This window comes from Mycobacterium colombiense, from assembly GCF_001672755.1.
Taxonomy (GTDB): Bacteria; Actinomycetota; Actinomycetes; order Mycobacteriales; family Mycobacteriaceae; genus Mycobacterium; species Mycobacterium colombiense_C.
In genome coordinates this window covers 1-24195 of record NZ_LZKI01000019.1, presented here as the reverse complement: position 1 = coordinate 24195, position 24195 = coordinate 1, and the positions used below count along the sequence as shown (strand labels likewise).

Genomic DNA, 24195 nt, shown 5'->3' with positions numbered 1-24195 from the left:
GGGGTCGGTCACGGTGCGGCTGGCCGCGTCGGCGCACGCCGAGACGGCGACCATCGCCGACGCGCTGCGGCGCGCGCACCTGGTTGACGGCGTGCCCTGGTCGCAGATGGCGGTCATCGTCCGGTCGGTGCCACGGGCCGGTGCGCGATTGCCGCGCGCGCTGGCCGCCGCGGGGGTGCCGGTGGCCGCCCCGGCCGTCCCCGGGCCGCTGTCCGGGGAGCCGGCCGCGCGCGCCCTGCTCACCGTGCTGCTGGCCACCGCCGACGGGCTCGACGCGCAGCAGGCGCTGACGCTGCTGACCGGCCCCCTCGGCCGTGTCGATCCGGTTTCGCTGCGTCAGTTGCGCCGAACACTGCAGCGCGCCAACCCCGATCGCACACCGGCGGATTTCGCCGACCTGTTGGTCGCGGCGCTGTCCGGTGACGCGACGCCTCCGGGTCCGCAGTTCGGCCCGCTGCGCAAGGTCCGCGCGGTGCTGGACGCGGCCGCGCGCTCGCACCGCGCCGGTGCCGACCCGCGCTACACCCTGTGGGCCGCCTGGCACCGGTCCGGGCTGCAGCGCCGCTGGCTGTCGGCGAGCGAGCGCGGCGGGCCCGCCGCGGCCCAGGCCACCCGGGACCTCGAGTCGGTGACCGCCTTGTTCGACGTCACCGACGACTACGTGTCGCGCACCTCGGGTGCGTCGCTGCGCGGTCTGGTCGAGCACATCGCCGCGCTGGCGCTGCCGAGCGCCACCCCCGAGCCCGTCGCCGCGGCCGAGCAGGTCAGGGTGCTCAGCGTCCACGCCGCGCTGGGGCACGAATGGGATTTCGTGGTGATCGCCGGATTACAGGATGGCTTGTGGCCCAACACCGTTCCGCGCGGCGGCGTGCTGGCCACCCAGCGGCTGCTGGACGCGCTGGACGGGGTCGGCGCGGACGCCTCGGTGCGCGCGCCGCTGCTGGCCGAGGAGCGCAGGCTGCTGGTGGCGGCGATGGGCCGGGCCCGGCACCGGTTGCTGGTGACGGCTGTCGACAGCGACACCGGTGGGGCCGGTATGGAGGCCGCGCTGCCGTCGGTGTTCTTCGCCGAAATCGCGCGGTGGGCCGACGACGACGCCGGTAGCGCCGGCGCGCAACCGGTCTCGGCGCCGCGGGTGTTGTCCGCGGCCGCGCTGGTGGGCCGGCTGCGTGGCGTGGTGTGCGCGCCCGACGGCGCGGTGGACGAGCTAGCCCGCGATTGCGCGGCAACGCAATTGGCGCGGTTGGCCGCAGCCGGCGTGCCCGGCGCCGACCCGGGCGGGTGGCACGGCCTGACCCCGGTCAGCACCAGCGAACCGCTGCGCGACAGCGGCGCCGTGGTCACCCTGACGCCGTCGACCCTGCAGACCCTCAACGACTGCCCGCTGCGCTGGCTCGCCGAGCGGCACGGCGGATCCGGCCGGCGCGACGTGCGCTCGGCGATCGGGTCGGTGGTGCACGCCCTGATCGCCGAACCGCACCGGAGCGAATCGGAATTGCTGGCCGAGCTGGACCGCGCCTGGAAGCACCTTCCCTTTGCGGCGCAATGGCATTCGGATAACGAGCTGGCCCGGCACCGCGCCATGCTGGAGGCGTTCATCGAGTGGCGGGCGCAGAGCCGGGGCGCACTGACCGAGGTCGGCGTCGAGGTCGAGATCGAGGGGACGGTGGCCACCGGCGACGGCGGCGAGGTGCGGCTGCGCGGCCGGGTCGACCGGCTGGAGCGCGATGCCGCCGGCCGGCTGGTGATCGTCGACATCAAAACCGGCAAGACGCCGGTCAGCAAGGACGATGCGCAACAACACGCCCAGCTCGCCATGTATCAGCTGGCGGTGGCAGAGGGATTGGTGGGCAACGGGACCGACAACGTGGAGCCCGGCGGTGCGCGGCTGGTCTACGTCGGCAAGACCGGGGCGTCCGGAGCGGCCGAGCGCGAACAGGATCCGCTGACCGCCGCCGGCGGCGACGAATGGCGCGAGGTGATCGGGCGCGCGGCCGGCGCGACGTCCGGCCCGCAGTTCATCGCCCGGCGCAACGGCGGCTGCACCCATTGCCCCATCCGGCCGAACTGCCCGGCCCACGCCGACGGCGCGCAGCGATGACCCCGCCGCGGCCGCGCTACAGCCCCGCCGAATTGGCCGGCGCACTAGGGCTTTTCCCGCCGACCGACGAGCAGGCCGCCGTCATCGCCGCGCCGCCCGGACCGCTGGTGGTGATCGCCGGTGCCGGCGCCGGCAAGACCGAAACCATGGCGGCGCGGGTGGTGTGGCTGATCGCCAACGGCTACGCCGAACCCGGTCAGGTGCTGGGCTTGACGTTCACCCGCAAGGCCGCCGGCCAGCTGCTGCGCCGGGTGCGCTCCCGACTGGGCCGGCTGGCCGGCGTCGGCCTGGGTGCGCCGGGCGAGGACGTCGACGCCGAGGGTGCTCCGACGGTCAGCACCTACCACGCCTTCGCGGGCTCGCTGCTGCGCGACTACGGGCTGCTGCTGCCCGTCGAGCCCGACACCCGGCTGCTCAGCGAAACCGAATTGTGGCAGCTGGCTTTCGACGTGGTGAACGGCTATCCCGGCGAACTGCGGACCGACAAGACCCCGGCGGCCGTCACCTCGATGGTGCTGCGGCTGTGGGGGCAGCTGGCCGAACACCTGGTAGACACCGACCAGCTGCGCGACACCCACGTCGAGCTGGAGCGACTGATCCACTGCCTGCCCGCGGGCCCCTACCAACGCGACCGCGGCCCCAGCCAATGGCTGCTGCGGCTGCTCGCCACCCAGACCGAACGCACCGAGCTGGTGCCACTGCTCGACGCGCTCAACGACCGCATGCGCGCCGCGAAGGTGATGGACTTCGGAATGCAGATGGCCTCGGCGGCCAGGCTGGCGGCGATGTTCCCGCAAGTCGGCGAGGACCTGCGCGCCCGCTATCGGGTGGTGCTGCTCGACGAGTACCAGGACACCGGCCACGCCCAACGCATCGCGCTCTCAGCGCTATTCGGCGGCGGGGTCGACGACGGGCTGGCGCTCACCGCCGTCGGCGACCCGATCCAGTCGATCTACGGTTGGCGCGGCGCCTCGGCGACCAACCTGCCGCGGTTCACCACCGACTTCCCCCGATCCGACGGCACCCCCGCCCCGGTCCTCGAGCTGCGGACCAGCTGGCGCAATCCGCCCCGGACGCTGCGGGTGGCCAACGCGGTGTCGGCGGAGGCGCGGCGGCGATCGGTGGCCGTGCACGCCCTTCGCCCGCGCCCGGACGCCCCGCCCGGTACCGTCCGCTGCGCATTGCTGCCCGATGTGACGGCCGAGCGCGAGTGGATCGCCGAACACCTCGATGCGCGGTACCGGCAGGCCCGTGACGAGGGTGTCGGTCCGCCGACGGCCGCGGTGCTGGTGCGCCGCAACGCCGATGCGGCGCCCATCGCCGACGCGCTGCGCGCCCGCGGCATCCCCGTCGAGGTCGTCGGGCTGGCCGGGCTGCTGGCCATCCGGGAGGTCGCCGAGGTGGTGGCCATGCTGCGGCTGGTCGCCGATCCGACGGCCGGGGCGGCGGCGATGCGGGTGCTCACCGGTTCACGCTGGCGCCTGGGCGCCCGCGACCTCGCGGCGCTGTGGCAGCGGGCGCGTGCGCTCGGCGGGGTGGTGCAGCCCGCCGAGGCGTCCTCGCCCGAGTCGATCGCGAGCGCGGCCGGCCTCGACGCGGACACCGTGTGCCTGGCCGACGCAATCGCCGATCCCGGTGCGGCCGGGGTGTATTCGGCTGCGGGATACCAGCGCGTCACCGCGCTGTCCGCCGAACTGAGTGCGTTGCGCGCCCACCTGGGCCATCCGCTCCCGGATTTGGTCGCCGAGGTGCGCCGGGTGTTGGGCATCGACTGCGAAGTGCGGGCCGCCGCGGGGGTCGGGGCCGGCTGGGCCGGCACCGAGCACCTGGATGCGTTCGCCGACGTGGTTGCCGGGTACGCCGAGCGCACCGACGCCGCGGCCGGGCCGCCGGACGGATCGGCAGCCACCTCGGTGACCGGCCTGCTGGCATTCCTGGACGTCGCCGAGTCGGTCGAGAACGGTTTGGCGCCCGCACCATTGGCGGTCGTCCGCGACCGCGTCCAGGTGCTCACCGTGCACTCCGCCAAGGGGCTGGAATGGCAGGTCGTCGCGGTGGCCCACCTGTCCGGCGGCACCTTCCCGTCGACGGCGTCGAAGAGCACCTGGCTCACCGACGCCGCGGAGCTGCCGCCGCTCCTGCGGGGTGACCGCGCCGCCGCGGGTGCGCTGGGCATCCCGGTGATGGACACCTCGGACGTCACCAATCGAAAGCAGCTGTCGGACAAGATCTCCGAGCATCGGCACCAGCTCGAGCAGCGGCGCATCGACGAGGAGCGCCGGTTGCTGTACGTCGCCATCACCCGGGCCGAGGACACGCTGCTGGTGTCCGGGCACCACTGGGCGGCCACCGGCATCAAGCCGCGCGGCCCGTCGGACTTCCTGTGCGAAATCAAGGCCGTCATCGACGATTCGGCCTCGGCCGGCGACCCCTGCGGAACGGTGGAGCATTGGGCCCCGGCGCCTGTCGATGGTGAGCGAAACCCACTGCGCGACAACGTCGTCGAAGCAGTATGGCCGCCCGACCCGCTGGCGATGCGGCGCGATGACGTCGAGCACGGCGCCGCGCTGGTGGCGCAGGCGATGCGAGCCGATGCGACCGAGGCGTACGTCGATGTGGACGGCTGGGCCGCCGACGTCGACGCACTGTTGGCCGAGCGCGACCGGCTGGTGCTGCCGCCGGCCGCCGTCCTGCCGAGCCAGTTGTCGGTAAGCTCGCTGGTCGGCCTGGCGCGCGACCCGGCGGGCACCGCGCAGCGGCTGAGGCACCGGTTGCCGTCGCGGCCGGAGCCGCATGCATTGTTGGGCAACGCCTTTCACGCGTGGGTGCAGAAGTTCTACGGCGCCGAGTGTCTTTTCGAGCTCGGCGATCTGCCGGGTGCGGCGGACTCCGACGTCGGCGACACCGCGGAACTGGCCGCGTTGCAAGATGCCTTTACCGAATCTCCCTGGGCCGCACGAACTCCCGTGGCCATCGAGGTGCCCTTCGAGATGCCGATCGGCGAGACGCTGGTGCGCGGGCGCATCGATGCGGTCTTCGCCGATCCCGACGGCGGGGCCACCGTGGTGGACTGGAAAACCGGCGAACCGCCGCACGGGCCGGAAGCGATGCGGCAGGCCGCCGTCCAGCTCGCCGTGTACCGCGTGGCCTGGGCGGCGTTGGCCGGCATCCCGGAATCCTCGGTGCGCACCGCCTTCCACTACGTGCGCGCCCGCACCACCGTGATCCCCGACGAACTGCCGAGCGCCGCCGAGGTCGCGGGGCTGCTGAGCGACCCGGCCGGCGACCGTCGCGCCCGGGTGTGACCTGCGCCGCCCGAGTATTGGGGAGGCTGTGGCCGTGGTTACATAAGACGGTGCGTGTCGCGTGCGCAGAAGCTGAGCCGATGACGGGCCGCCGTGGGCAACGGTAGGTCCCGAAAGCTGAGCGGTCTGGACGAAACCCTGACGGCTCAGCGCGGTCACCAGCTGATCGGCGTGGTGCGGATCCCCGAGGAGCACGCGAGTCCCATTCGCGTCATCACCCGGCGCCTGGCAATCGCGCTGGTGGTGCTGTTCGCCGCGGCCGTCATCGTCTATCTGGATCGCAACGGTTACCGCGACGTGCGCAACCAACCGCTGACCTTTTTGGACTGCGTGTACTTCTCCGCGGTGTCCCTGTCGACCACCGGCTACGGCGACATCACGCCGTACACCGAAACCGCCCGTCTGGTGCACACCCTGATCTTCACCGCACTGCGGATCGCGTTCTTGGCCGTGTTGGTCGGCACCACGCTCGAAGTGCTCTCCGAGCGGTCTCGCCAAGGGTGGAAGATTCAGCGTTGGAGGAGCAGAGTGCGCAACCACACCATCGTGATCGGCTACGGCACCAAGGGGAAGACGGCGGTCGCGGCCATCCTCGGTGACGACACCGTGCAGACGGAGGTCGTCGTCGTCGACACCGATCGCAGCACGCTCGAGCACGCCGAAAGTGCCGGCCTGGTGACCCTGCACGGTGATGCCACCAAGGCCGATGTGCTGCGGCTGGCCGGCGCCCAGCATGCGTCGTCCATCATCGTCGCCACCAGCCGCGACGACACCGCGGTGCTGGTGACGCTGACCGCGCGCGAAATCGCGCCCCACACCAAGATCGTCGCGTCCATCCGGGAGACCGAGAACCAGCACCTGCTGCAGCAGTCGGGTGCGGACTCGGTGGTGGTGTCCTCGGCCACCGCGGGCCGGCTCCTCGGGCTGGCCACCACCACGCCTAGCGTCGTGGAGATGATCGAGGATCTGCTGACACCCGACGTCGGCCTGGCCATCGCCGAGCGTGAAGTGGAGCAGACCGAGGTCGGGGGATCGCCGCGGCACCTGCGTGACATCGTGCTCGGTGTGGTGCGCGACGGACACCTGCTGCGCATCGGCGCCCCGGAAGTGGACGCCATCGAGGCCAACGACCGGCTGCTCTACATCCGAAACGCCGACCACTGATGGCGATCGCGGACTTTCAGCTGCGCAGCGTCCCGCTGCTGTCGCGGGTGGGCGCCGACCGCGCCGATCAGCTGCGCACCGACGTCGAGGCGGCCGCCGCCGGCTGGGCGGATGCGGCGCTGCTGCGGGTGGATTCGCGCAACCAGGTGCTGGCCGCCAACGGCCGGGTGGTGCTCGGCGCCGCCGCCGAGGTGGGTGACAAGCCGCCGTCGGAGGCGGTGTTTCTGGGCCGTATCGAGGACGGCCGCCACGTCTGGGGCATCCGCGGCGCGCTGCAGGCTCCGGACGACCCGACCGCGCACGCCGAGGTGGTGAACCTGCGTAGTCTCGGCCCGATCTTCGACGACACCAGCAGCCAGCTGGTGTCCGCGGCCGTCGCGCTGCTCAATTGGCATGAGAAGGCGCGCTTCAGCTCCGTGGACGGTTCGCCGACGAGGCCGGCCCGGGCGGGCTGGTCGCGCATCAACCCGGTGACCGGTCACGAGGAGTTCCCGCGTATCGACCCGGCGGTGATCTGCCTGGTCCACGACGGCGGTGAGCGCGCGGTGCTGGCCCGCCAGGCGGTGTGGCCGGAGCGGATGTTCTCGCTGCTGGCCGGATTCGTCGAGGCCGGTGAGTCTTTCGAGGTGTGCGTCGCCAGGGAGATTCGCGAGGAGATCGGGCTGACCGTCCGCGACGTGCGATACCTGGGCAGTCAGCCGTGGCCGTTCCCGCGCTCGCTGATGGTCGGCTTCCACGCCGTCGCCGACCCGGCCGAAAAATTCTCGTTCAACGACGGCGAGATCGCCGAGGCGGCGTGGTTCACGCGCGACGAGGTGCGCACCGCACTGGCGGCCGGGGACTGGTCCAGCTCGTCGGAGTCGAATCTTCTTCTGCCCGGGTCGATCTCGATCGCCCGCGTGATCATCGAATCCTGGGCCGCGATCGACTGACCGGTGCCTAGTTGCCGGCGTCGGCCAGCTTCGCCTTCACCTGGGCGGCGCTCGGATTGGTCAGCGTCGACCCGTCGGCGAATTTCACCGTCGGAACCGTTCTGTTGCCGCCGTTGACCGAGCTGACGAAATCAGCGGCCGCCGCGTCGTGTTCGATGTCGACCGCCTCGTACGGAATGCCGTTGGACTTGAGCACGGTCATGAGCCGATGGCAGTAGCCACACCACGAGGTGGTGTAGACGGTGAGCGGGGCAGAGGTCATAGCTCGTTAACGTAGCCCGGCGACGATGCATTCCGCGCCGGGGGTAGCGCCCGGCCACGCACCGGCGAGGGGAGCGGGATCCGCCGACTCGCCGGGGCGACACGCCAAGCCCGCCGATTAAGGCGTGGCGATGCCACGGGTTTGTCGGCGACCGCTGCCAAGATGGACGCCATGCCGACGGTCGCCGATCCTTTGACAGCCGGGCTGGACGACGAGCAGCGCGAGGCCGTGCTGGCTCCCCGCGGCCCGGTCTGTGTGCTCGCCGGCGCGGGAACGGGAAAGACCCGCACCATCACGCACCGGATCGCCCAACTGGTCGCCAGCGGTCACGTCGCGGCCGGTCAGGTGCTGGCCGTCACGTTCACCCAGCGGGCGGCGGGGGAGATGCGCTCGAGGTTGCGGATGATCGACGCCGCCGCGGGCGCGGACACCGCCGTCGGCGCGGTCTCGGCCCTGACGTTCCACGCTGCCGCGCACCGGCAGCTGCGGTATTTCTGGCCGCGGGTGGTCGGCGACACCGGGTGGCAGCTGCTGGACAGCAAGTTCGCCGTCGTCGCCCGGGCGGCCAGCCGCGCCCGGATCAACGCCAGCACCGACGACGTCCGCGACCTGGCCGGCGAGATCGAGTGGGCCAAAGCGTCGCTGATCGGGCCCGAGGAATACCCGGCCGCGGTGGCCGCCGCCGCGCGCGACATCCCCCTGGACGCCGCCCGGGTCGCCACCGTCTACGCCGCCTACGAGGCGCTCAAGGCCCGCGGCGACAACGTCACCCTGCTCGACTTCGACGACCTGCTGCTGCACACCGCGGCCGCGATCGAGAACGATCCCGCGGTGGCCGAGGAGTTCCGGGACCGCTACCGCTGCTTCGTCGTCGACGAATACCAGGACGTCACGCCGTTGCAGCAGCGGGTGCTCGCGGCGTGGCTCGGCGAGCGCGACGACCTGACCGTGGTGGGCGACGCCAACCAGACCATCTATTCGTTCACCGGGGCCTCGCCGCGGTTCCTGCTCGACTTCTCCCGCCGGTTCCCCGACGCCACCGTGGTGCGCCTGGAACGCGACTACCGCTCCACCCCTCAGGTGGTGTCGTTGGCCAACCAGGTGATCGCCGCGGCCCGCGGCCGGGTCGCCGGCAGCAAGCTGCACCTGGTGGGTCAGCGCCCGCCCGGCCCGGCGCCGTCGTTCCACGAGCACCCGGACGAACCGGCCGAGGCCGCCGCGGTCGCGGCGTCGATCAAGCGGCTCATCGAATCCGGCACCCCGCCGTCGGAGATCGCGGTGCTGTACCGGGTCAACGCGCAATCGGAGATCTACGAGGAGGCGTTGACCGAGGCCGGCATCGCCTATCAGGTTCGCGGCGGCGAGGGCTTCTTCAACCGCCAGGAGATCAAGCAGGCCCTGCTGGCGCTGCACCGGGCCGCCGAGCGCGGTGCCGAAGGGCCGTTACCCGATGTGGTCCGGGCGATCCTGGAACCGCTGGGGCTGACGGCCGAGGAACCCGTCGGCACCCGCGCCCGGGAGCGCTGGGAGGCGCTGACCGCGCTGGCCGAGCTGGTCGACGACGAGGTGGCGCAGCGTCCGCAGCTGGAACTCCCGGGGCTGGTGGCCGAGCTGCGGACGCGGGCCGACTCGCGGCACCCACCGGTGGTGCAGGGCGTCGCGCTGGCGTCGCTGCACGCCGCCAAGGGACTCGAGTGGGACGCGGTGTTTCTGGTCGGCCTGGCCGACGGCACGCTGCCCATCTCACACGCGTTGGCGCACGGCGCCGAGAGCGAGGCGGTCGAAGAGGAGCGGCGGCTGCTCTACGTCGGAATCACCAGGGCCCGAATACATTTGGGGCTCAGTTGGGCGCTGGCCCGCAGCCCCGGTGGGCGCCAGGGCCGCAAGCCGTCGCGCTTCCTCAACGGCATCGCGCCCCAGGCGCGGGCCGACGCGGCGCCGAACAAGTCCCGCCGCAACAGGGCCACCGCGACCCGCTGCCGGATCTGCAACAACAACCTGACCACCCCGGCGGCCGTCATGCTGCGCCGCTGTGAGACCTGCGCCGGCGACGTCGACGAGGACCTGTTGCTGCGGCTCAAGGCCTGGCGGCTGGACATCGCCAAGGAGCAGAAGGTGCCCGCCTACGTCGTCTTCACCGACAACACGCTGATCGCCATCGCCGAGCTGCGGCCCGGCGACGAGGACGCGCTGATCGCGATTCCGGGCATCGGCGCCCGCAAGCTGGAGCAGTACGGGCCCGACGTGTTGGAACTGGTCCGCGCCCGCTGACTTCTAAATCCGCTGGTCAGAAAATCGGTTGTGGTCACCGGCGGTGACCGTTTACCCTCGAAACCGCAACTCGGCACTACGGAGAAGGAGGGTGGCCACGATGCTCAGCGACGCGTTCGGTGTAGGCGTGGTCCGCGCGGCGCTGGCCGCGGGTACCTCCCATGCCGCACCCGCCGCCTCGGCGGCCGCGCGTAAGCATCGCGCCGCCGCCGCGACCGACGCGTCCGTAGATGTCGGGGGCCCACCGAAGGCAAGGTAAGCACCAGCCCGGTTTTCTCCCAAATGGCCACGGACCCGAAGTCGCAAGGATCCGTGGCCATAGTTGTAGGTCGGCACCTCCTCGACCTGGTCCGGATCACTGCCAAAGGACAGCAACCAGACCAGGAAGTAGGTGGTAGGACATGTCGGCACCGACAGTCCCCAGACAAGCCCTGCCGTGTCACGTCGGCGATCCCGACCTGTGGTTCGCCGAAACCCCGGCCGATCTCGAGCGGGCCAAGACGCTCTGCACCAGCTGCCCGGTCCGGCGCCAGTGCCTGGCGGCCGCATTGGAACGCGCCGAACCCTGGGGTGTGTGGGGCGGCGAAATCATCGACCGCGGTTCGGTATTGAGCTTCAAACGGCCTCGCGGGCGTCCCCGCAAGGACGGCAGGCAAGACGGGGCCGCCGCCTAGGACGAGACGATGACCTCATCGGGTTCGGCGAAGCCGGGCACCAGCTCTTCCGAGAGCGCCTTGATCGCCACGTGCGCATCCAGCTGGCACAGGATCGCGGCCACCGACATGATCACCCGCATCGGGATGACCAGTTTGGGCGGCAGGTCCATCTGCCGCGCGGTCCGGATCTGCGACACCGACCGATCGATCTCGATGGCCGACATCTTCTGCAGCCACTTACGGGTGTAGTGGAAGACCTCGACCTCTACCGGCTCGACGTACTGGCGCAGCATGTCGTCGATGTCGCGCACCGACACCTGCTGGCCCTTCTGGATGAACCCGGCCTTCTCCATCGTCGGCAGCAGTAGGTCGTAGTTCTTGTCGCGGGCCAGCCGGATGCTCATGCCGAGCTCGATCGGCAAGCCGCCGGGCAGCGCGGCCACGGCGCCGAAGTCGATCACACCCATGCGGCCGTCGGGTAGCAGCATGAAGTTGCCCGGGTGGGCGTCGCCGTGCAGCATGCCCAGCCGTTGCGGCGCGTCGAAGGTGAGCTCGAGCAGCCGGGTGCCGACCAGATCGCGCTGCTCGACGGTGCCGTGCCGGATGATCTCGGCCATCGGGGTGCCCTGCATCCACTCCTGGATCACCACCTTCGGCGCGCTGGCCACGATGCGCGGCACCGCGAAGTGCGGGTGATCCTGGTACGCCTTGGCGAAGGCACGCTGGTTCTCGGCCTCCAGCCGGTAGTCCAGTTCCATCTCGGTGCGTTCGATCAGCTCGTCGACGACGCCCTGGACGTCGGCGCCCGGCGCGAGCTGCTTGAAAACGCCGACCAGCCGCTGCATGGTCTTGAGGTCGGCCCGCAGCGCCTCGTCGGCGCCGGGGTACTGGATCTTGACCGCCACCTCGCGCCCATCGGCCCAGATGCCCTTGTGGACCTGGCCGATGCTGGCCGAGGCCACCGGTGTGTCGTCGAAGGAGCTGAACCGGTCGCGCCACTTGGTGCCCAGCTGGGCGTCGAGCACCCGGTGCACCTTGGCGGCGGGCAGCGGCGGGGCGTCCTTTTGCAGCTTGGTCAGCGCTTCGCGATACGGCTCGCCGAATTCCTCGGGAATGGCGGCTTCGAGCACCGACAGGGCCTGGCCCACCTTCATCGCGCCGCCCTTGAGCTCGCCCAAGACGGTGAACAGTTGGTGCGCGGCCTTTTCCAGAAGCTCGGCCTGGACCTCGTCCCTGGACTTTCCGGTTAGCCGTTTACCGAATCCGATCGCTGCCCGGCCGGCGAACCCGACCGGAATGCTGGCCAGCTTCGCGTTCCGCGCAGCACGGCCCCGTTTGATGTCAGACACGTATCCATCATCCATGATGGCCAGCGCGATGTGGAGCGATGTCGACAACGCACGTTGTCACGATAATTAACGGGCTGGTCAACGGGACTCGATCGTGAATGTGGCCTTCACTACAGCTCCTCGAATCGCGCACCTGCGTCAGCACGAGCACAGCGGGTGTTTGGCCCACGGCCGCGTGACGAGCGCGCCGGAGTGCAGGTCGAATTCCAGGGTCGCGTTGAGCGTCGGGGGCGGCGCCGGTTCGGCCGCCGCCTCTTGCCCGTGCACGGCCGCGATCACCCGGTTCACCTGGCTGAGCGCGAGCGCCGCCGTCGCCAGCACGGTGGCCCGATCGGCGACGCCGACCGTCTCGCGCAGCTGCGCGCAGATGGCGGGCCACGCCGCGTCGCGGTCCCGGCGGTGCAGGTCGGCGCAGCCCAGGCAGCTGGTTACGCCGGGAATCACCAGCGGGCCCACCAGTCCGATGCCGTCGCGCACCCGCACCAGCAGATGCGCGACGCCCTGGTGGTGCAGGTCGCGCACCATGCGCGGATCGGCGACCAGGAAGTCCGACAACACGACCAGATCAACGTCGTCGGCAGACACCGCGGCGTGCGGTTGGCTGCTGTGCGCGATCCGGGCGCCCGAGCAGCGCAACGTCTCCACCAGGAGCTCTGACAGCGGCCCGCGGCCGTGGATCCGCACCGAGGCTGCGCGGGCGCGCGGCCGACCGCATTCGGTGGCCACCCCGGCATCGACCAATTGCGCGATCAGGTTTCGCAGACCGTCGGCGTCGGTCAGGCCGAGATCGAGCGCGCGGCGCTGCAACTCGGAGAGCGGCGCCGGCGACCACATGGTCCGCAACAGCGCGGCAAGCTCCGCCGCGGCCAGGCCACCTGGCGGGCGGACCAGGACCGCGCGGCGGGGATCCCAGCCCACCTGGACCGCGCCGTCAGGGCGCAGCAGCACCGGCAGCGCCGGATCCAGCGCATAGGTGGGGAGGAGGGCCTGGCACCGCTGAGCCACCGCGCAACTGTGGCACGCCGGCGGCGATGGCGCGGGTCAGTTATCCACAGAAGCTCGTCTCAGCCGAGCACCCGCTCGCTGTCCCGGCGACCTCGTCGAGGATGTTCATCTGCCACCGTTGGTGGGGGCAAGGCGAGCCATACCGCGCACGATCCATGGTGTCCGCCGGGCGACCGCTTCCACGGCGCGGTCCGAGCGGCGCATGGCGGTCCTGCGGTGAGGGGTCGGCGTTGATGCCAGCTCGGCCTCGGCCGAGCCTGCCCGCGGGCCGCGGCGATCCACCGCCAGGAGTTGCCAGCTGCCGGGCACGCCACGCAATTCGACGCCGCCGCGATCCTCGAAACCCGTGCCCGACCCGACCACGAGGTCAGACACGGTTCGAGACACGAGGATTTCACCGGCCGCCGCCTGACCCATGATCCGCGCCGCGATGTGGACTGCCAGCCCACCAATGTCGCCGTCCATCAGTTCGCACTCGCCGGTGTGGATGCCCACGCGGATCTCGATGCCGAGAGTCTCGGCGTCGGCGCGCAACGCTTCCGCACAGCGAATGGCCTGCGTCGGGCCGTCGAACGTGGCCAGGTGACCGTCGCCGGTGCTCTTGACGACCGCGCCCCCGAATCGCTGCGTGAGTTCGGCGGTGATCTCCCCGAAGCGGTGCAGCACGGCGCGCCAGCGCTCATCGCCCGTCGCTGCAGCGTGCTGCGTCGAGGCGACGATGTCGGTGAACAAGACCGTGCGCAGGGCGCGATGGGACTGCGACGGCGCAGCATGGCTGCCGGTCAGGAACTCCTCGATCGTGGTCAGGACCGTGTCGGGCTCGGTCAACCAGGGCGCGTGGGCCGCGCCGTCCACCTCGAGGTATTGCGCACCAGGAATATTGGCGGCGAGGTAGCGGCCGCACACCAGCGGCATGAGGTCGTCGCGGGCATGGATGACCAGGGTGGGCACGGAAAGCGTCGACAAAATCGGCCGCACGTCGAGCCGGAAGTTCGTCTCCAGCGTTGCCCGAATCATCCCCGGGCTCGCGCACATGCGCTCGAGCATCGCGGCCTGGCGCGTCCCCCGGATCGACGGGGCCATCTGGGACATCCACTTCGCCGAGGCGCCGCTGCCCCATGCCGAGCGAACGGCACGGACGAATTCTTGGAAGTTCTCGATCTGGGCCGACGACGGCGTGTATTCCTCACCCACCCCGGCAAGAACGCGCGCCCGCAGCTCGGCCGGGTCGCACTCCAGGTCGCTCCAGCTGCCGCCGGGGGCGAACGCGAACGAGCCGTAGATGATCAACGCCCGTGTTCGCTCCGGGCGTTTGGCCGCGAACGCAATGGACTGGGGGCCACCTTCGCTCATGCCGAAAAGCACGGGCTTTTCGAAGCCGACGGCGTCCATGACCGCCTCGATCTCAGCCACGCGCTCCTCGAGTAACCGAACTCTCGGAATGGGATCCGACAGCCCCATGCCGGCCTTGTCGAACAGCAGGACCCGACAGAATGTGGCGAGCTGATCGAAGAAAGCCTTGTACTCAGGCATCGCCCAGAACATCTCGACGTGGGTGATGAACGGCCCGACGAAGACGAGTTCGACCGGTCCGTCGCCGAACACCTGATACGCCAGACTGAGGTCGCCACACTGGGCGTATGACGTTTCCGCCACCGCATGAGCGTACTGCTGATCCCACCGTTCGGCGGGCCTCAGTGACGGCCGGGTTCAGTTATCCGCGGAGCCGCCGTCGACGTCCGGGCCCTCGGGGTCTTGGCCTTCGCGCTCCAGTTTGGCGATGGCCTCGTCGATTCCGCTGGTGTCACCGCCGATGACGCGGTCGATGAAGCCCGCCGGTTCGTCGAGGTCCTCGGCGTCGGGCAGCAGGTCGGGGTGTTGCCAGATGCCGTCGCGGGCGTCCACCCCGGCGGCCTCCGTCAGGCGCTCCCAGAACGCGGCGGCCTCACGCATCTTGCGGGGCCGCAGCTCCAGCCCGACCAGCGTCGCGAAGGTCTGCTCGGCGGGGCCGCTACTGGCCCGCCGGCGGCGCATCGTCTCGCCCAGCGCGGCCGCGCCGGGAATCCGGTCGCCCAGCGCGGTGGCGACCACCACCTGCACCCAGCCCTCGATCAGGGCGAGCAGCGTCTCCAGGCGCTCCAGCGCCTGCATCTGCGCGGGCGTCGCCTTGGGCTCGAAAACGCCCTGCCCGAGCAGGTTTTCGATGGCCGCAGGGTCCGACAGTGACGCCGGGTTGAAGTCGCGCGCCAGCTCTTCGATCCCGGACATGTCGATCTGCATGCCCATCGCGTACGCCTCGACGGCGCCCAGCAGCTGACTCGACAGCCACGGCACGTGACTGAACAGCCGGTGGTGGGCGGCCTCGCGCGCGGCCAGGAACGTCAGGACCTCGCTGCGCGGCCGCTCCAGCCCGGCGGCGAAGGGCTCGACGGCCTCGGGCATAACCGCCGCAATTCCCTTGGGCCCCAACGGTAGACCGATGTCGGTCGACGTCAGGACCTCGCGGGACAGTCGGCCCAGCGCCTGCCCGAGCTGCGAGCCGAACGCCATACCGCCCATCTGCGACATCATCTGCAGCAGCGGACCGGCCATGCTCTTGGCCTCTTCGGGCAGCGACGCCGCCCACACCGTCGAAATCTGTTGTGCCATCGGGTCACACAGCCGCTTCCATGTCTCCAGCGTGTTGTCGACCCAGTCGCCGGGAGTCCAGCCCACCGCCTTGGTGGTGCCTGCGGGCAAGGCGGTGGCCCCGTCCAGCCAGGTCTCCGCCAGGTGCACCGCGTCGGCGATCGCCGAGTTGGTGGTGTCCGGAACCGGAGCCACGAAGCCGATCGAATTCGTCGCGACCCGTCGTGCCAATTCGTAGTTGACCGGTCCCGAGGCGGTTCCGCCGGGCCCGACAGTGCCCGCGCTGCTGAACATCTGACCCAGTTGAGTGAAGATTTGCCCCAAATCGCCCATGCCGAATTCACCACTCATGCCGAAGGCGGCGAACGGGTCGGACGGGTTCGAGCCCGAATCGGGATCTTTTTTCCCGTGCTTGTCGGGGTCGTCTCCAGAGGAGAAGCCGAAAGGCAGGTCAGCCATACCCCCAACGGTACTCACCGCAAGGTCAGACGGCGCGACCTCGGGTCAGCTTGTAGCTGAACCCTCCTGACCGAACCCTGACCGAACGTTGTGGCTGAACACCGCGCCGCGGCCGCCGTCTAGTGTGATCGGCGTGAACAGGCGCATCCTGACCTTGATGGTCGCGCTGGTGCCGATCGTCGTGTTCGGCGTGTTGCTGGCGGTGGTGACGGTGCCGTTCGTGTCGTTGGGGCCCGGCCCGACCTTCGACACGCTCGGCGAGGTCGACGGCAAGCAGGTGGTGGCGATCGAGGGCACCCAGACGCACCCGACGACCGGCCACCTCAACATGACGACGGTGTCCCAGCGCGACGACCTGACGCTGGGCGAGGCGCTGACGCTGTGGCTTTCGGACCAGGAACAGCTGGTGCCGCGCGACCTGATCTATCCGCCCGGTAAGTCGCGGGAGGACGTCGACAAGGCCAACAATGCCGACTTCAAGCAGTCCGAGGACAGCGCGGCCTACGCGGCCCTGGGTTACCTCAAGTACCCGGCGGCGGTGACGGTCGCCAAGGTTCCCGAGCCGGGTCCGTCGGTGGGCAAGCTGAAGGTCGGCGACGCCATCGACGCGGTCAACGGCGTCCCGGTGGCCACCGTCGACGAGTTCACCGGATTGCTGAAGAACACCAAGCCGGGTCAGGTGGTGACGATTGACTATCGCCGCAAGAACGAGCCGGCCGGTGTGGCACAGGTCACGCTGGGCGCCAACAAGGACCGCGACTATGGCTTCCTCGGCGTCGCGGTGCTCGACGCGCCGTGGGCGCCGTTCACCGTGGACTTCAACCTGGCCAATGTGGGCGGCCCGTCCGCCGGATTGATGTTCAGCCTGGCGGTGGTCGACAAATTGACCACCGGCGACCTGGCCAAGTCGAATTTCATCGCGGGCACCGGGACCATCTCGTCCGACGGCAAGGTGGGCCAGATCGGCGGCATCACCCACAAGATGGTCGCCGCGCACGCGGCCGGCGCCACGGTCTTTTTGGTGCCGGCGAAGAACTGCTACGAGGCCAGCTCGGACAATCCGTCCGGCCTGCGGTTGGTCAAGGTCGAGACCCTCGGTCAGGCAGTGGATGCACTGCACGCGATCGGGTCGGGCGGGCAGCCGCCAAGCTGCTAGCGAACCCCGGCGATCACGGGTAGTGCCATGCGTAGAGTTGTCACCGTCTAGCAATCGATCAGGGAGCGTAGCCAGTGGGGATGCGGCCCACCGCACGAATGCCGAAGCTGACTCGGCGTAGCCGGATTCTGATCCTGATCGCACTGGGTGTGATCGTTCTGCTGCTCGCGGGTCCGCGGCTGATCGACGCCTACGTCGACTGGCTGTGGTTCGGCGAGGTCGGCTATCGCTCGGTGTTTTCTACTGTGCTGGTCACCCGGTTCGTCGTCTTCCTGATCGCCGGGCTGCTGGTGGGCGGCATCGTGTTCGCCGGCCTGGCGGTGGCCTACCGCACCCGCCCGGTGTTCGTGCCGAGCAATGACAACGATCCGGTGGCGCGCTACCGCGCTCTGGTGCTGGCGCGGTTGCGATTGGTGAGCGCCGGCATCCCGGTGGCCATCGGCTTGCTGGCCGGCATCATCGCCCAAAGCTATTGGGTGCGCATCCAACTGTTCCTGCACGGCGGCGACTTCGGCATCAAGGACCCGCAGTTCGGCAAAGACCTCGGCTTCTACGCGTTCGAGCTGCCGTTCTACCGGCTGCTGCTCAGCTACCTGTTCGTCGCGGTCTTCCTCGCGTTCCTGGCCAACCTGTTGGCCCACTACATCTTTGGTGGCATTCGGCTGTCCGGTCGCGCGGGCGCGCTGAGCCGTTCGGCGCGGATCCAGCTGGTCACCCTGGTGGGGCTGCTGGTCGTGCTCAAGGCGATCGCGTACTGGTTGGACCGCTATGAGTTGTTGTCGCACACCCGCGGCGGCAAGCCCTTCACCGGGGCTGGCTACACCGACATCAACGCGGTGCTGCCGGCGAAGCTGATCCTGATGGCGATCGCGGTCATCTGCGCGGCGGCGGTGTTCTCCGCGATCGTGCTCAGGGACTTGAGGATTCCGGCGATCGGGCTGGTCCTGTTGCTGCTGTCGTCGCTGATCGTGGGCGCCGGGTGGCCGTTGATCGTCGAGCAGATCAGCGTCAAACCCAATGCCGCGCAAAAGGAAAGCGAATACATCAGCCGCAGCATCGCCGCGACCCGGCAGGCCTACGGCCTGACCTCGGACCAGGTCACCTACCGCAACTACACCGGCGACGCGCAGGCCACCGCACAGCAGGTCGCCGACGACCGCGCGACCACGTCGAACATCCGGCTGCTCGACCCGACGATCGTCAGCCCGGCGTTCACCCAGTTCCAGCAGGGCAAAAACTTCTACTACTTCCCCGACCAGCTGTCCATCGACCGGTACCAGGACCGCAACGGAGCGTTGCGTGACTACGTCGTGGCGGCGCGTGAACTCAACCCGGACCGGCTGATCGACAACCAGCGCGACTGGATCAACCGGCACACGGTCTACACCCACGGCAACGGCTTCATCGCGTCGCCGGCCAACACGGTGCGCGGAATCGCCAACGATCCCAACCAGAACGGCGGCTACCCCGAGTTCCTGGTCAACGTCGTCGGCGCCAACGGCGGCGTGGTGTCCGACGGTCCGGCGCCACTCGACCAGCCGCGCGTCTACTTCGGGCCGGTCATCTCCAACACCTCGGCCGACTATGCGATCGTCGGGCGCAACGGCAACGACCGCGAATACGACTACGAGACCAGCAACGAGACCAAGAACTACACCTACACCGGCCTGGGTGGCGTCCCGCTCGGCGACTGGTTGTCGCGCAGCGTGTTCGCCGCGAAATTCGCCGAGCGAAACTTTTTGTTCTCCAACGTGATCGGCTCGAACAGCAGGATTCTGTTCAACCGTGACCCGGCCCGGCGGGTGGAGGCGGTGGCGCCGTGGCTGACCACCGACAGCTCGGTGTACCCCGCGATCGTCAACAAGCGACTGGTGTGGATCATCGACGGCTACACCACGCTGGACAACTACCCGTATTCCGAACTCACGTCGTTGGAATCGGCGACCGCGGACTCCAACGAGGTGGCGTTCAACAAGCTGGCACCCGACAAGCGGGTCTCCTACATCCGCAACTCGGTGAAGGCGACCGTCGACGCGTACGACGGCACCGTCACGCTGTACCAGCAGGACGAACAGGACCCGGTGCTGAAGGCCTGGATGCAGGTCTTCCCGGGCACCGTGAAGCCCAAGAACGACATCAGCCCGGAGCTGGCCGAGCACCTGCGCTATCCCGAGGACCTGTTCAAGGTGCAGCGGATGCTGCTGGCGAAATACCACGTCAACGATCCGGTGACGTTCTTTTCCACCTCGGATTTCTGGGACGTGCCGCTGGATCCCAACCCGACGGCCAGCAGCTACCAGCCGCCGTACTACATCGTCGCGAAAAACATTGCGAAGAACGACAATACGGCCTCGTATCAGCTGACCAGCGCGATGAACCGGTTCAAGCGTGACTATCTGGCCGCCTACATCAGCGCCAGCTCCGACCCGGCGACGTACGGCAGGATCACCGTGCTGACCATCCCGGGTCAGGTCAACGGGCCGAAGCTGGCCAACAACGCGATCACCACCGATCCGGCGGTGTCGCAGGACCTCGGCGTGATCGGGCGCGACAACCAGAACCGGATCCGGTGGGGCAACCTGCTCACCCTGCCGGTGGGGCAGGGCGGGCTGCTCTACGTCGAACCCGTGTATGCCTCCCCGGGAGCCAGCGATGCGGCGTCGTCCTACCCGCGGCTGATCCGGGTGGCGATGATGTACAACGACAAGATCGGGTACGGCCCCACCGTGCGTGACGCGCTGACCGGGCTGTTCGGGCCAGGCGCGGGTGCGGCGGCGACGAGCATCCAGCCCACCGAGTCCGGGACACCCGCGGCGAGTCCGCCGGCCAGCGCGCCGGCGCCCGCCGTGACGCCCGGGTCGGTGCCGCCGGTGGCCGCGCCGCCGGTGTCCGACGGGTCCGTGACGCTGTCACCCGCCAAATCTGCTGTCCTGCAAGAGATTCAGGCGGCACTCGGCGCGGCGAAAGACGCGCAGAAGAAGGGTGATTTCGCCGGCTACGGTGCGGCGCTGCAGCGCCTGGACGACGCGATCACCAAGTACAACAACACCAAGTAGCTTTCAGGCGTAGGCCGTTCGGAACCTGTCCCGATAGGCCTTCGGGCTGATCCCGAGGTGATTGACGAATACCCGTCGCAGCGTTTCGATGCTGCCGAAGCCGGCCATGCCCGCGGTCTCGGTGACCGACCGGCCGGATTCCAGCGCATTGCGGGCGAAATCGATCCGAACCAACTCGACGTAGCGCGCCGGGGTCATCCCGAGCTCGGATTGAAACAGCCGGGTCAGCTGACGGGTACTCAAAGATGCCAGGGCCGCAAGCTTTTTCACGCTGTAGTCGGCGCCGGGGTCGGCCGCGATCGCATCGGTGACCGGGCGCAGCGGCGATTGCGGCGGGGGATCGGCCTCGAGCAGCACCGAGAATTGTGATTGGCCGCCGGCACGCTTGAGGTAGACGACCAGCCACCGGGCCACGTCGCGGACCAGTTCTGTCCCGTAATCCATTTCGACGAGCGCCAGCGCCAGGTCGATGCCCGACGAGATGCCCGCGGACGTGAAGATGTCGCCGTCGCGGACGAAGATCGCGTCCGGCTCGACGGTGACGTCGGGGAACGCCCGGGCCAGCAGCCGGGTGTCGTGCCAGTGCGTGGTCGCGCGCCGGCCGCTGAGCACCCCGGCCTGCGCGAGGACGAACGACCCCGTGCAGATGGACGCCAGACGCCGGGTCCGTGTTGACACCGATCGGACGGCCTCGACCAGGGCGGGATCGATGGGCCGCCCCGGCAGGTCGTCGCTGCCGGCGACCATGACGGTATCCGCGGATTCGATCGCCGAAATGCTGTCGGTCACGCCCAATCGGACCCCGATCGAGCTGATCACGTCACACCCGTCCACCGACGCAACTTTGACCCGGTAGTCGGCGCCGAACCGGTTGGCCTCGGCGAACACCTCGCCCGCCCCCGCGACGTCCAACAACGTCACCCCGTCGAAAACGACGATCACCACCACCCGCGAACGCGCTCCGGCTGCAGCCACGCAGCCCATTGTGTCGCTTTCTGAGGACTTGACGGCCCGAACGGCCGGGGTCGATTCGCCCGCGCCGCCGCACACTCATACCAACAGTCACTTGGAAGGAAACGAGAACATGACCACCAGCTCAATCGACACCGTCGCCGGTATCCACGTGCCCGACACGGCGCTGGCGCGCGAGACCACCGCGTTCATCAGGGACACCGAGGACGAGTTGCTCTTCAACCATTCCCGTCGGGTGTTCTTCTTCGGTGCGCTGCAGGGCGTGCGCCGCGGACTGAAGCCGGATGCGGAGCTGCTCTACGTCGGCGCGATGTTCCACGACCTCGGCCTGACCGAACGCTACCGCGATTCGCAAATCCGCTTCGAGGTCGACGGCGCCGACGCGGCACGAGACTTCCTGAGGGCCCACGGAGTCGACGAGGCCGACGCGGCCAAGGTGTGGCTGGGCATCGCCCTGCACACCACGCCCGGCGTCCCCGAGTTCCTGGCCCCCGAGGTCGCGCTGCTGCAGGCCGGTGTGGAAGTCGACGTGCTCGGCGTCGGGCGCGAGCGGTTGGCTCCCGAGGCGCTGGCGGCGGTGACGGCCGCGCACCCGCGCCCCCAGTTCAAGCAGCGCATCGTGGCGGCGTTCAACGAGGGCATGAAGCACCGCCCGCAGACCACCTTCGGCACCATGAACGACGACGTGCTGGCGCATTTCGATCCCGCATTCGAGCGGGTCGACTTCGTCGAGCAGATCCTGCACAACGGCTGGCCCGAGTAGCGACATGGACATCTATGAAGCGCTGTACACCACCAGGATGATGCCGCGGTTCGCGTCCCCAACGAGGGCAACACCCGGCGCTGACCATTTCAAGGAAATCCCCTGTTGCTCTTCGTCTTTGCCATCGACGACTACTGCGGAGCCACCATCTACGCGGCTATCTGGACTGCGTTGCTCGCCGCCCGCGCCGAGGGCGTCGGTGGCGTCACGACGAACTCGGCGAGCTGCTCGTCGAGCACGCCGACGACCCGGCGGGCACGCCGCTGCACGAGCTGCCCGAGTTCGGCGAGCTCGCCGACAAGTACGGGCTGACGTACGGGTCCCCACAGTGGATGGACGATATCGCGCGGCGGTACGGGCTGAACCCGCCGTCGCACTGACCCGGATTCGTGCTTTCATAGCCGCTGACAGGGCGATTTGGTCGCCGTGACGCCGGTTCGGTAACCTGGCATTCACCAACGCGGGGTGGAGCAGCTCGGTAGCTCGCTGGGCTCATAACCCAGAGGTCGCAGGTTCGAATCCTGTCCCCGCTACCAGGTAGAACGGCCCCCCGGAGAATCTCCGGGGGGCCGTTTTCATGCCTAGCGGGGCAGCACGCCCTCGATGGCGCTGATGACCTCGGGGGCGTCGGGCTCGGTGCGGGGCCGGAACCGTTGCACCACCTCGCCGCCGGGGGCGAGGAGGAACTTCTCGAAGTTCCACTGGATGTCTCCGGCCTGGCCGTCGGCATCGGCGGCCTTGGTCAGCTCGGCGTACAGCGGGTGGCGGTCGTCACCGTTGACGTCGGTCTTCGCCAACAGCGGGAACGTCACCCCATAGGTCGTCGAGCAGAACTCCTGGATCTCGTCGGCCGTGCCCGGCTCCTGGCCCATGAACTGGTTGCAGGGGACGCCGACGACCGTCAGCCCGCGGCCGCCGTAGTCCTTGGCCAGCTTCTCCAGCGCGGTGTACTGCGGCGTCAGTCCGCATTTGGAGGCGACGTTGACGACCAGCGTTGCGCCGTCGGACAATTCGGCTAGCGTGGTCGGCCGGCCGTCGAGGGTGGTCAGGGAGATGTTTTTGAGGGTCACGCCCACGACGCTAACGCAACTCAGAGCCAGCCGGTGCGGGCGGCGGCGACCGGCTCGGCGGGGGCCGGGGCCAAGTCGCCGTTGCGCACTCCGTCGAGCAACCGTTTCACCGCGGCGACGATCTCCGGGGCCGCGGCCGCGAGTCCGGCAGTGTCGGCTTCGCTCACCTCGTCGGGCTCGACGCCGGCGCGGGCCAGGATGGCGGCCGGGTCGGCCAGCTGCTCGGTCAGCCAGGCCAGCGGGTCGGCGGACAGCTCGGGGACGAAGTGCCGGCGACTCGGTTCCCAACCATTGAACCGCGGGTGGTGATGGGCCCGGTCCAGCGTCCCGGGCGGGCTCTCCGTGGAGCCGAACAGGTCGACCCGCCACACCGGGCGGGTGAAGGCGATCGGGACGCCGGCATAGATCGAGCCCCGGGGCGCCGCCCGGTCGACGAGGCGCAGTTCCAGCCTGACTCCTCGCTCCGGGGTTTCCTGACCCTCGAGCGGGGATGGATCGATGAAGTACATGTCTCCGACGACCACACCCAAAGATTCGAATCCGAACGCTGCGAGCATCGCGCACCTTTCCTCGTCCTGGTCGAGCGTAGACCTGGGCCGTGAGGTAGCGGCACCGCCGATGGCCCGGCGGAGGCGGCTGTCGATTTTGTGAACGGCGGTTCGCATAGGCGCGGCGGTCACGGTACATTTCACTGGTCTTCGTTAGTGCATGAATGCGAAGCCCCTGGCAACCGCAGGGGTGATTCGCCGCGGTTCCCGGGAGGCCGCGGCGCGGACGTGAGGGGCAGCGGCGGTCTTGTCGACACAATCAGGTCCCGGCTCACCCGTACAGATCAACTCGCAACGAACCCCGCCGTTCAAGTTGATCGCCGTCGCCGTGCTGGTTGTGTGCGCCCTGATTCTGGCGTTGGTGTACGGGCAATTCCGGGGGGCCTTCACCGACAAGACGCAGCTGACCATGATCGCGGCCCGGGCCGGGTTGGTGATGGATCCGGGTTCGAAGGTGACTTATAACGGGGTGGAGATCGGCCGGGTGGGGTCGATTGC

20 protein-coding genes, 1 tRNA gene and 1 pseudogene are annotated in these 24195 nt (G+C 69.4%); 13 read left to right on the top strand and 9 right to left on the bottom strand.

The genetic code is table 11. The features are described 5' to 3' along the window. The 4 genes from A5708_RS02465 to nudC all read left to right on the top strand — a co-directional run. Window positions 1–2101: UrvD/REP family ATP-dependent DNA helicase (locus A5708_RS02465; RefSeq protein WP_065027105.1), on the top strand; the 2101-nt coding region annotated here is incomplete at its 5' end. Beyond that, complete coding sequence (locus A5708_RS02460; protein WP_065027106.1) at window positions 2098–5406, top strand: ATP-dependent helicase; 3309 nt, start codon at window positions 2098–2100, stop codon at window positions 5404–5406. The genes A5708_RS02465 and A5708_RS02460, both read left to right, overlap by 4 nt. A gap of 93 nt (window positions 5407–5499) precedes the next feature. Next, window positions 5500–6570: a potassium channel family protein gene (locus A5708_RS02455; protein ID WP_065027100.1), complete on the top strand. Its 1071-nt coding sequence runs from the start codon at window positions 5500–5502 to the stop codon at window positions 6568–6570. Continuing rightward, window positions 6570–7502, top strand: a complete 933-nt coding sequence (nudC, locus tag A5708_RS02450) for an NAD(+) diphosphatase (protein WP_065027099.1) — start codon at window positions 6570–6572, stop codon at window positions 7500–7502. The genes A5708_RS02455 and nudC overlap by 1 nt, the downstream gene beginning before the upstream one ends. Window positions 7503–7509: 7 nt before the next feature. Here nudC and mrx1 read toward each other — a convergent pair whose 3' ends face one another. Then, window positions 7510–7764: a mycoredoxin Mrx1 gene (gene mrx1 / locus A5708_RS02445; RefSeq protein WP_065027098.1), complete on the bottom strand. Its 255-nt coding sequence runs from the start codon at window positions 7762–7764 to the stop codon at window positions 7510–7512. Window positions 7765–7935: 171 nt separating this feature from the next. On the opposite strand from mrx1, the gene A5708_RS02440 reads away from it, so the two are divergent. From A5708_RS02440 to A5708_RS02435, 3 genes are all read left to right on the top strand, one after another. Continuing rightward, a complete protein-coding gene (locus A5708_RS02440) occupies window positions 7936–10035 on the top strand; it encodes an ATP-dependent DNA helicase UvrD2 (protein WP_196772509.1) in 2100 nt (699 codons plus the stop codon). Window positions 10036–10126: 91 nt separating this feature from the next. Then, the gene (locus A5708_RS27120) at window positions 10127–10294 is read left to right on the top strand and encodes a hypothetical protein (protein ID WP_196772508.1); all 168 of its coding nucleotides are present in this window, start codon (window positions 10127–10129) and stop codon (window positions 10292–10294) included. 142 nt (window positions 10295–10436) lie between these two features. Continuing rightward, complete coding sequence (locus tag A5708_RS02435) at window positions 10437–10709, top strand: WhiB family transcriptional regulator (protein ID WP_065027096.1); 273 nt, start codon at window positions 10437–10439, stop codon at window positions 10707–10709. Here A5708_RS02435 and A5708_RS02430 read toward each other — a convergent pair. From A5708_RS02430 to A5708_RS02415, 4 genes are all read right to left on the bottom strand, one after another. Continuing rightward, the gene (locus A5708_RS02430) at window positions 10706–12055 is read right to left on the bottom strand and encodes an ABC1 kinase family protein (protein ID WP_065027104.1); all 1350 of its coding nucleotides are present in this window, start codon (window positions 12053–12055) and stop codon (window positions 10706–10708) included. The genes A5708_RS02435 and A5708_RS02430 overlap by 4 nt on opposite strands. Window positions 12056–12178: 123 nt before the next feature. Continuing rightward, window positions 12179–13045, bottom strand: a complete 867-nt coding sequence (locus A5708_RS02425; RefSeq protein WP_065027095.1) for a cyclodehydratase — start codon at window positions 13043–13045, stop codon at window positions 12179–12181. Window positions 13046–13150: 105 nt separating this feature from the next. Then, window positions 13151–14701 (bottom strand): adenylate/guanylate cyclase domain-containing protein, encoded by a 1551-nt coding sequence (locus A5708_RS02420; RefSeq protein ID WP_065027094.1) that lies wholly within the window; start codon window positions 14699–14701, stop codon window positions 13151–13153. A gap of 54 nt (window positions 14702–14755) precedes the next feature. Continuing rightward, window positions 14756–16150, bottom strand: a complete 1395-nt coding sequence (locus A5708_RS02415; protein ID WP_196772507.1) for a zinc-dependent metalloprotease — start codon at window positions 16148–16150, stop codon at window positions 14756–14758. Between the two features lie 115 nt (window positions 16151–16265). On the opposite strand from A5708_RS02415, the gene A5708_RS02410 reads away from it, so the two are divergent. Together A5708_RS02410 and A5708_RS02405 are read left to right on the top strand one after the other, a co-directional pair. After that, the gene (locus tag A5708_RS02410; protein ID WP_065027103.1) at window positions 16266–17288 is read left to right on the top strand and encodes a PDZ domain-containing protein; all 1023 of its coding nucleotides are present in this window, start codon (window positions 16266–16268) and stop codon (window positions 17286–17288) included. Between the two features lie 74 nt (window positions 17289–17362). Next, window positions 17363–20344, top strand: a complete 2982-nt coding sequence (locus A5708_RS02405) for a UPF0182 family protein (RefSeq protein ID WP_065027092.1) — start codon at window positions 17363–17365, stop codon at window positions 20342–20344. 3 nt (window positions 20345–20347) lie between these two features. Here the strand turns inward: A5708_RS02405 and A5708_RS02400 are convergent, their stop codons facing one another. Continuing rightward, complete coding sequence (locus tag A5708_RS02400) at window positions 20348–21328, bottom strand: GlxA family transcriptional regulator (RefSeq protein WP_196772506.1); 981 nt, start codon at window positions 21326–21328, stop codon at window positions 20348–20350. A 100-nt stretch (window positions 21329–21428) separates the two neighbouring features. Here A5708_RS02400 and A5708_RS02395 point away from each other — a divergent pair, with 100 nt between their 5' ends. Together A5708_RS02395 and A5708_RS27350 are read left to right on the top strand one after the other, a co-directional pair. After that, window positions 21429–22079, top strand: coding sequence for an HD domain-containing protein (locus A5708_RS02395; RefSeq protein WP_065027102.1), 651 nt, complete (start codon window positions 21429–21431; stop codon window positions 22077–22079). A gap of 79 nt (window positions 22080–22158) precedes the next feature. After that, window positions 22159–22292: pseudogene (locus A5708_RS27350) on the top strand (nitroreductase); the annotation flags it as partial. On the opposite strand, the gene A5708_RS27115 reads toward A5708_RS27350, so the two are convergent. Continuing rightward, a complete protein-coding gene (locus tag A5708_RS27115; RefSeq protein WP_196772505.1) occupies window positions 22229–22456 on the bottom strand; it encodes a hypothetical protein in 228 nt (75 codons plus the stop codon). The pseudogene A5708_RS27350 and the gene A5708_RS27115 overlap by 64 nt on opposite strands. A gap of 82 nt (window positions 22457–22538) precedes the next feature. On the opposite strand from A5708_RS27115, the gene A5708_RS02390 reads away from it, so the two are divergent. Beyond that, window positions 22539–22615: transfer RNA gene (locus tag A5708_RS02390), tRNA-Met, on the top strand. A gap of 45 nt (window positions 22616–22660) precedes the next feature. Here the strand turns inward: A5708_RS02390 and A5708_RS02385 are convergent. Then, entirely contained in the window at window positions 22661–23149 is a 489-nt protein-coding gene (locus A5708_RS02385; protein ID WP_065027101.1) for a glutathione peroxidase, read from the bottom strand. A gap of 20 nt (window positions 23150–23169) precedes the next feature. Continuing rightward, window positions 23170–23706 (bottom strand): hypothetical protein, encoded by a 537-nt coding sequence (locus tag A5708_RS02380; protein ID WP_065027090.1) that lies wholly within the window; start codon window positions 23704–23706, stop codon window positions 23170–23172. A gap of 274 nt (window positions 23707–23980) precedes the next feature. On the opposite strand from A5708_RS02380, the gene A5708_RS02375 reads away from it, so the two are divergent. Beyond that, window positions 23981–24195: MlaD family protein (locus A5708_RS02375; protein ID WP_196772510.1), on the top strand; the 215-nt coding region annotated here is incomplete at its 3' end.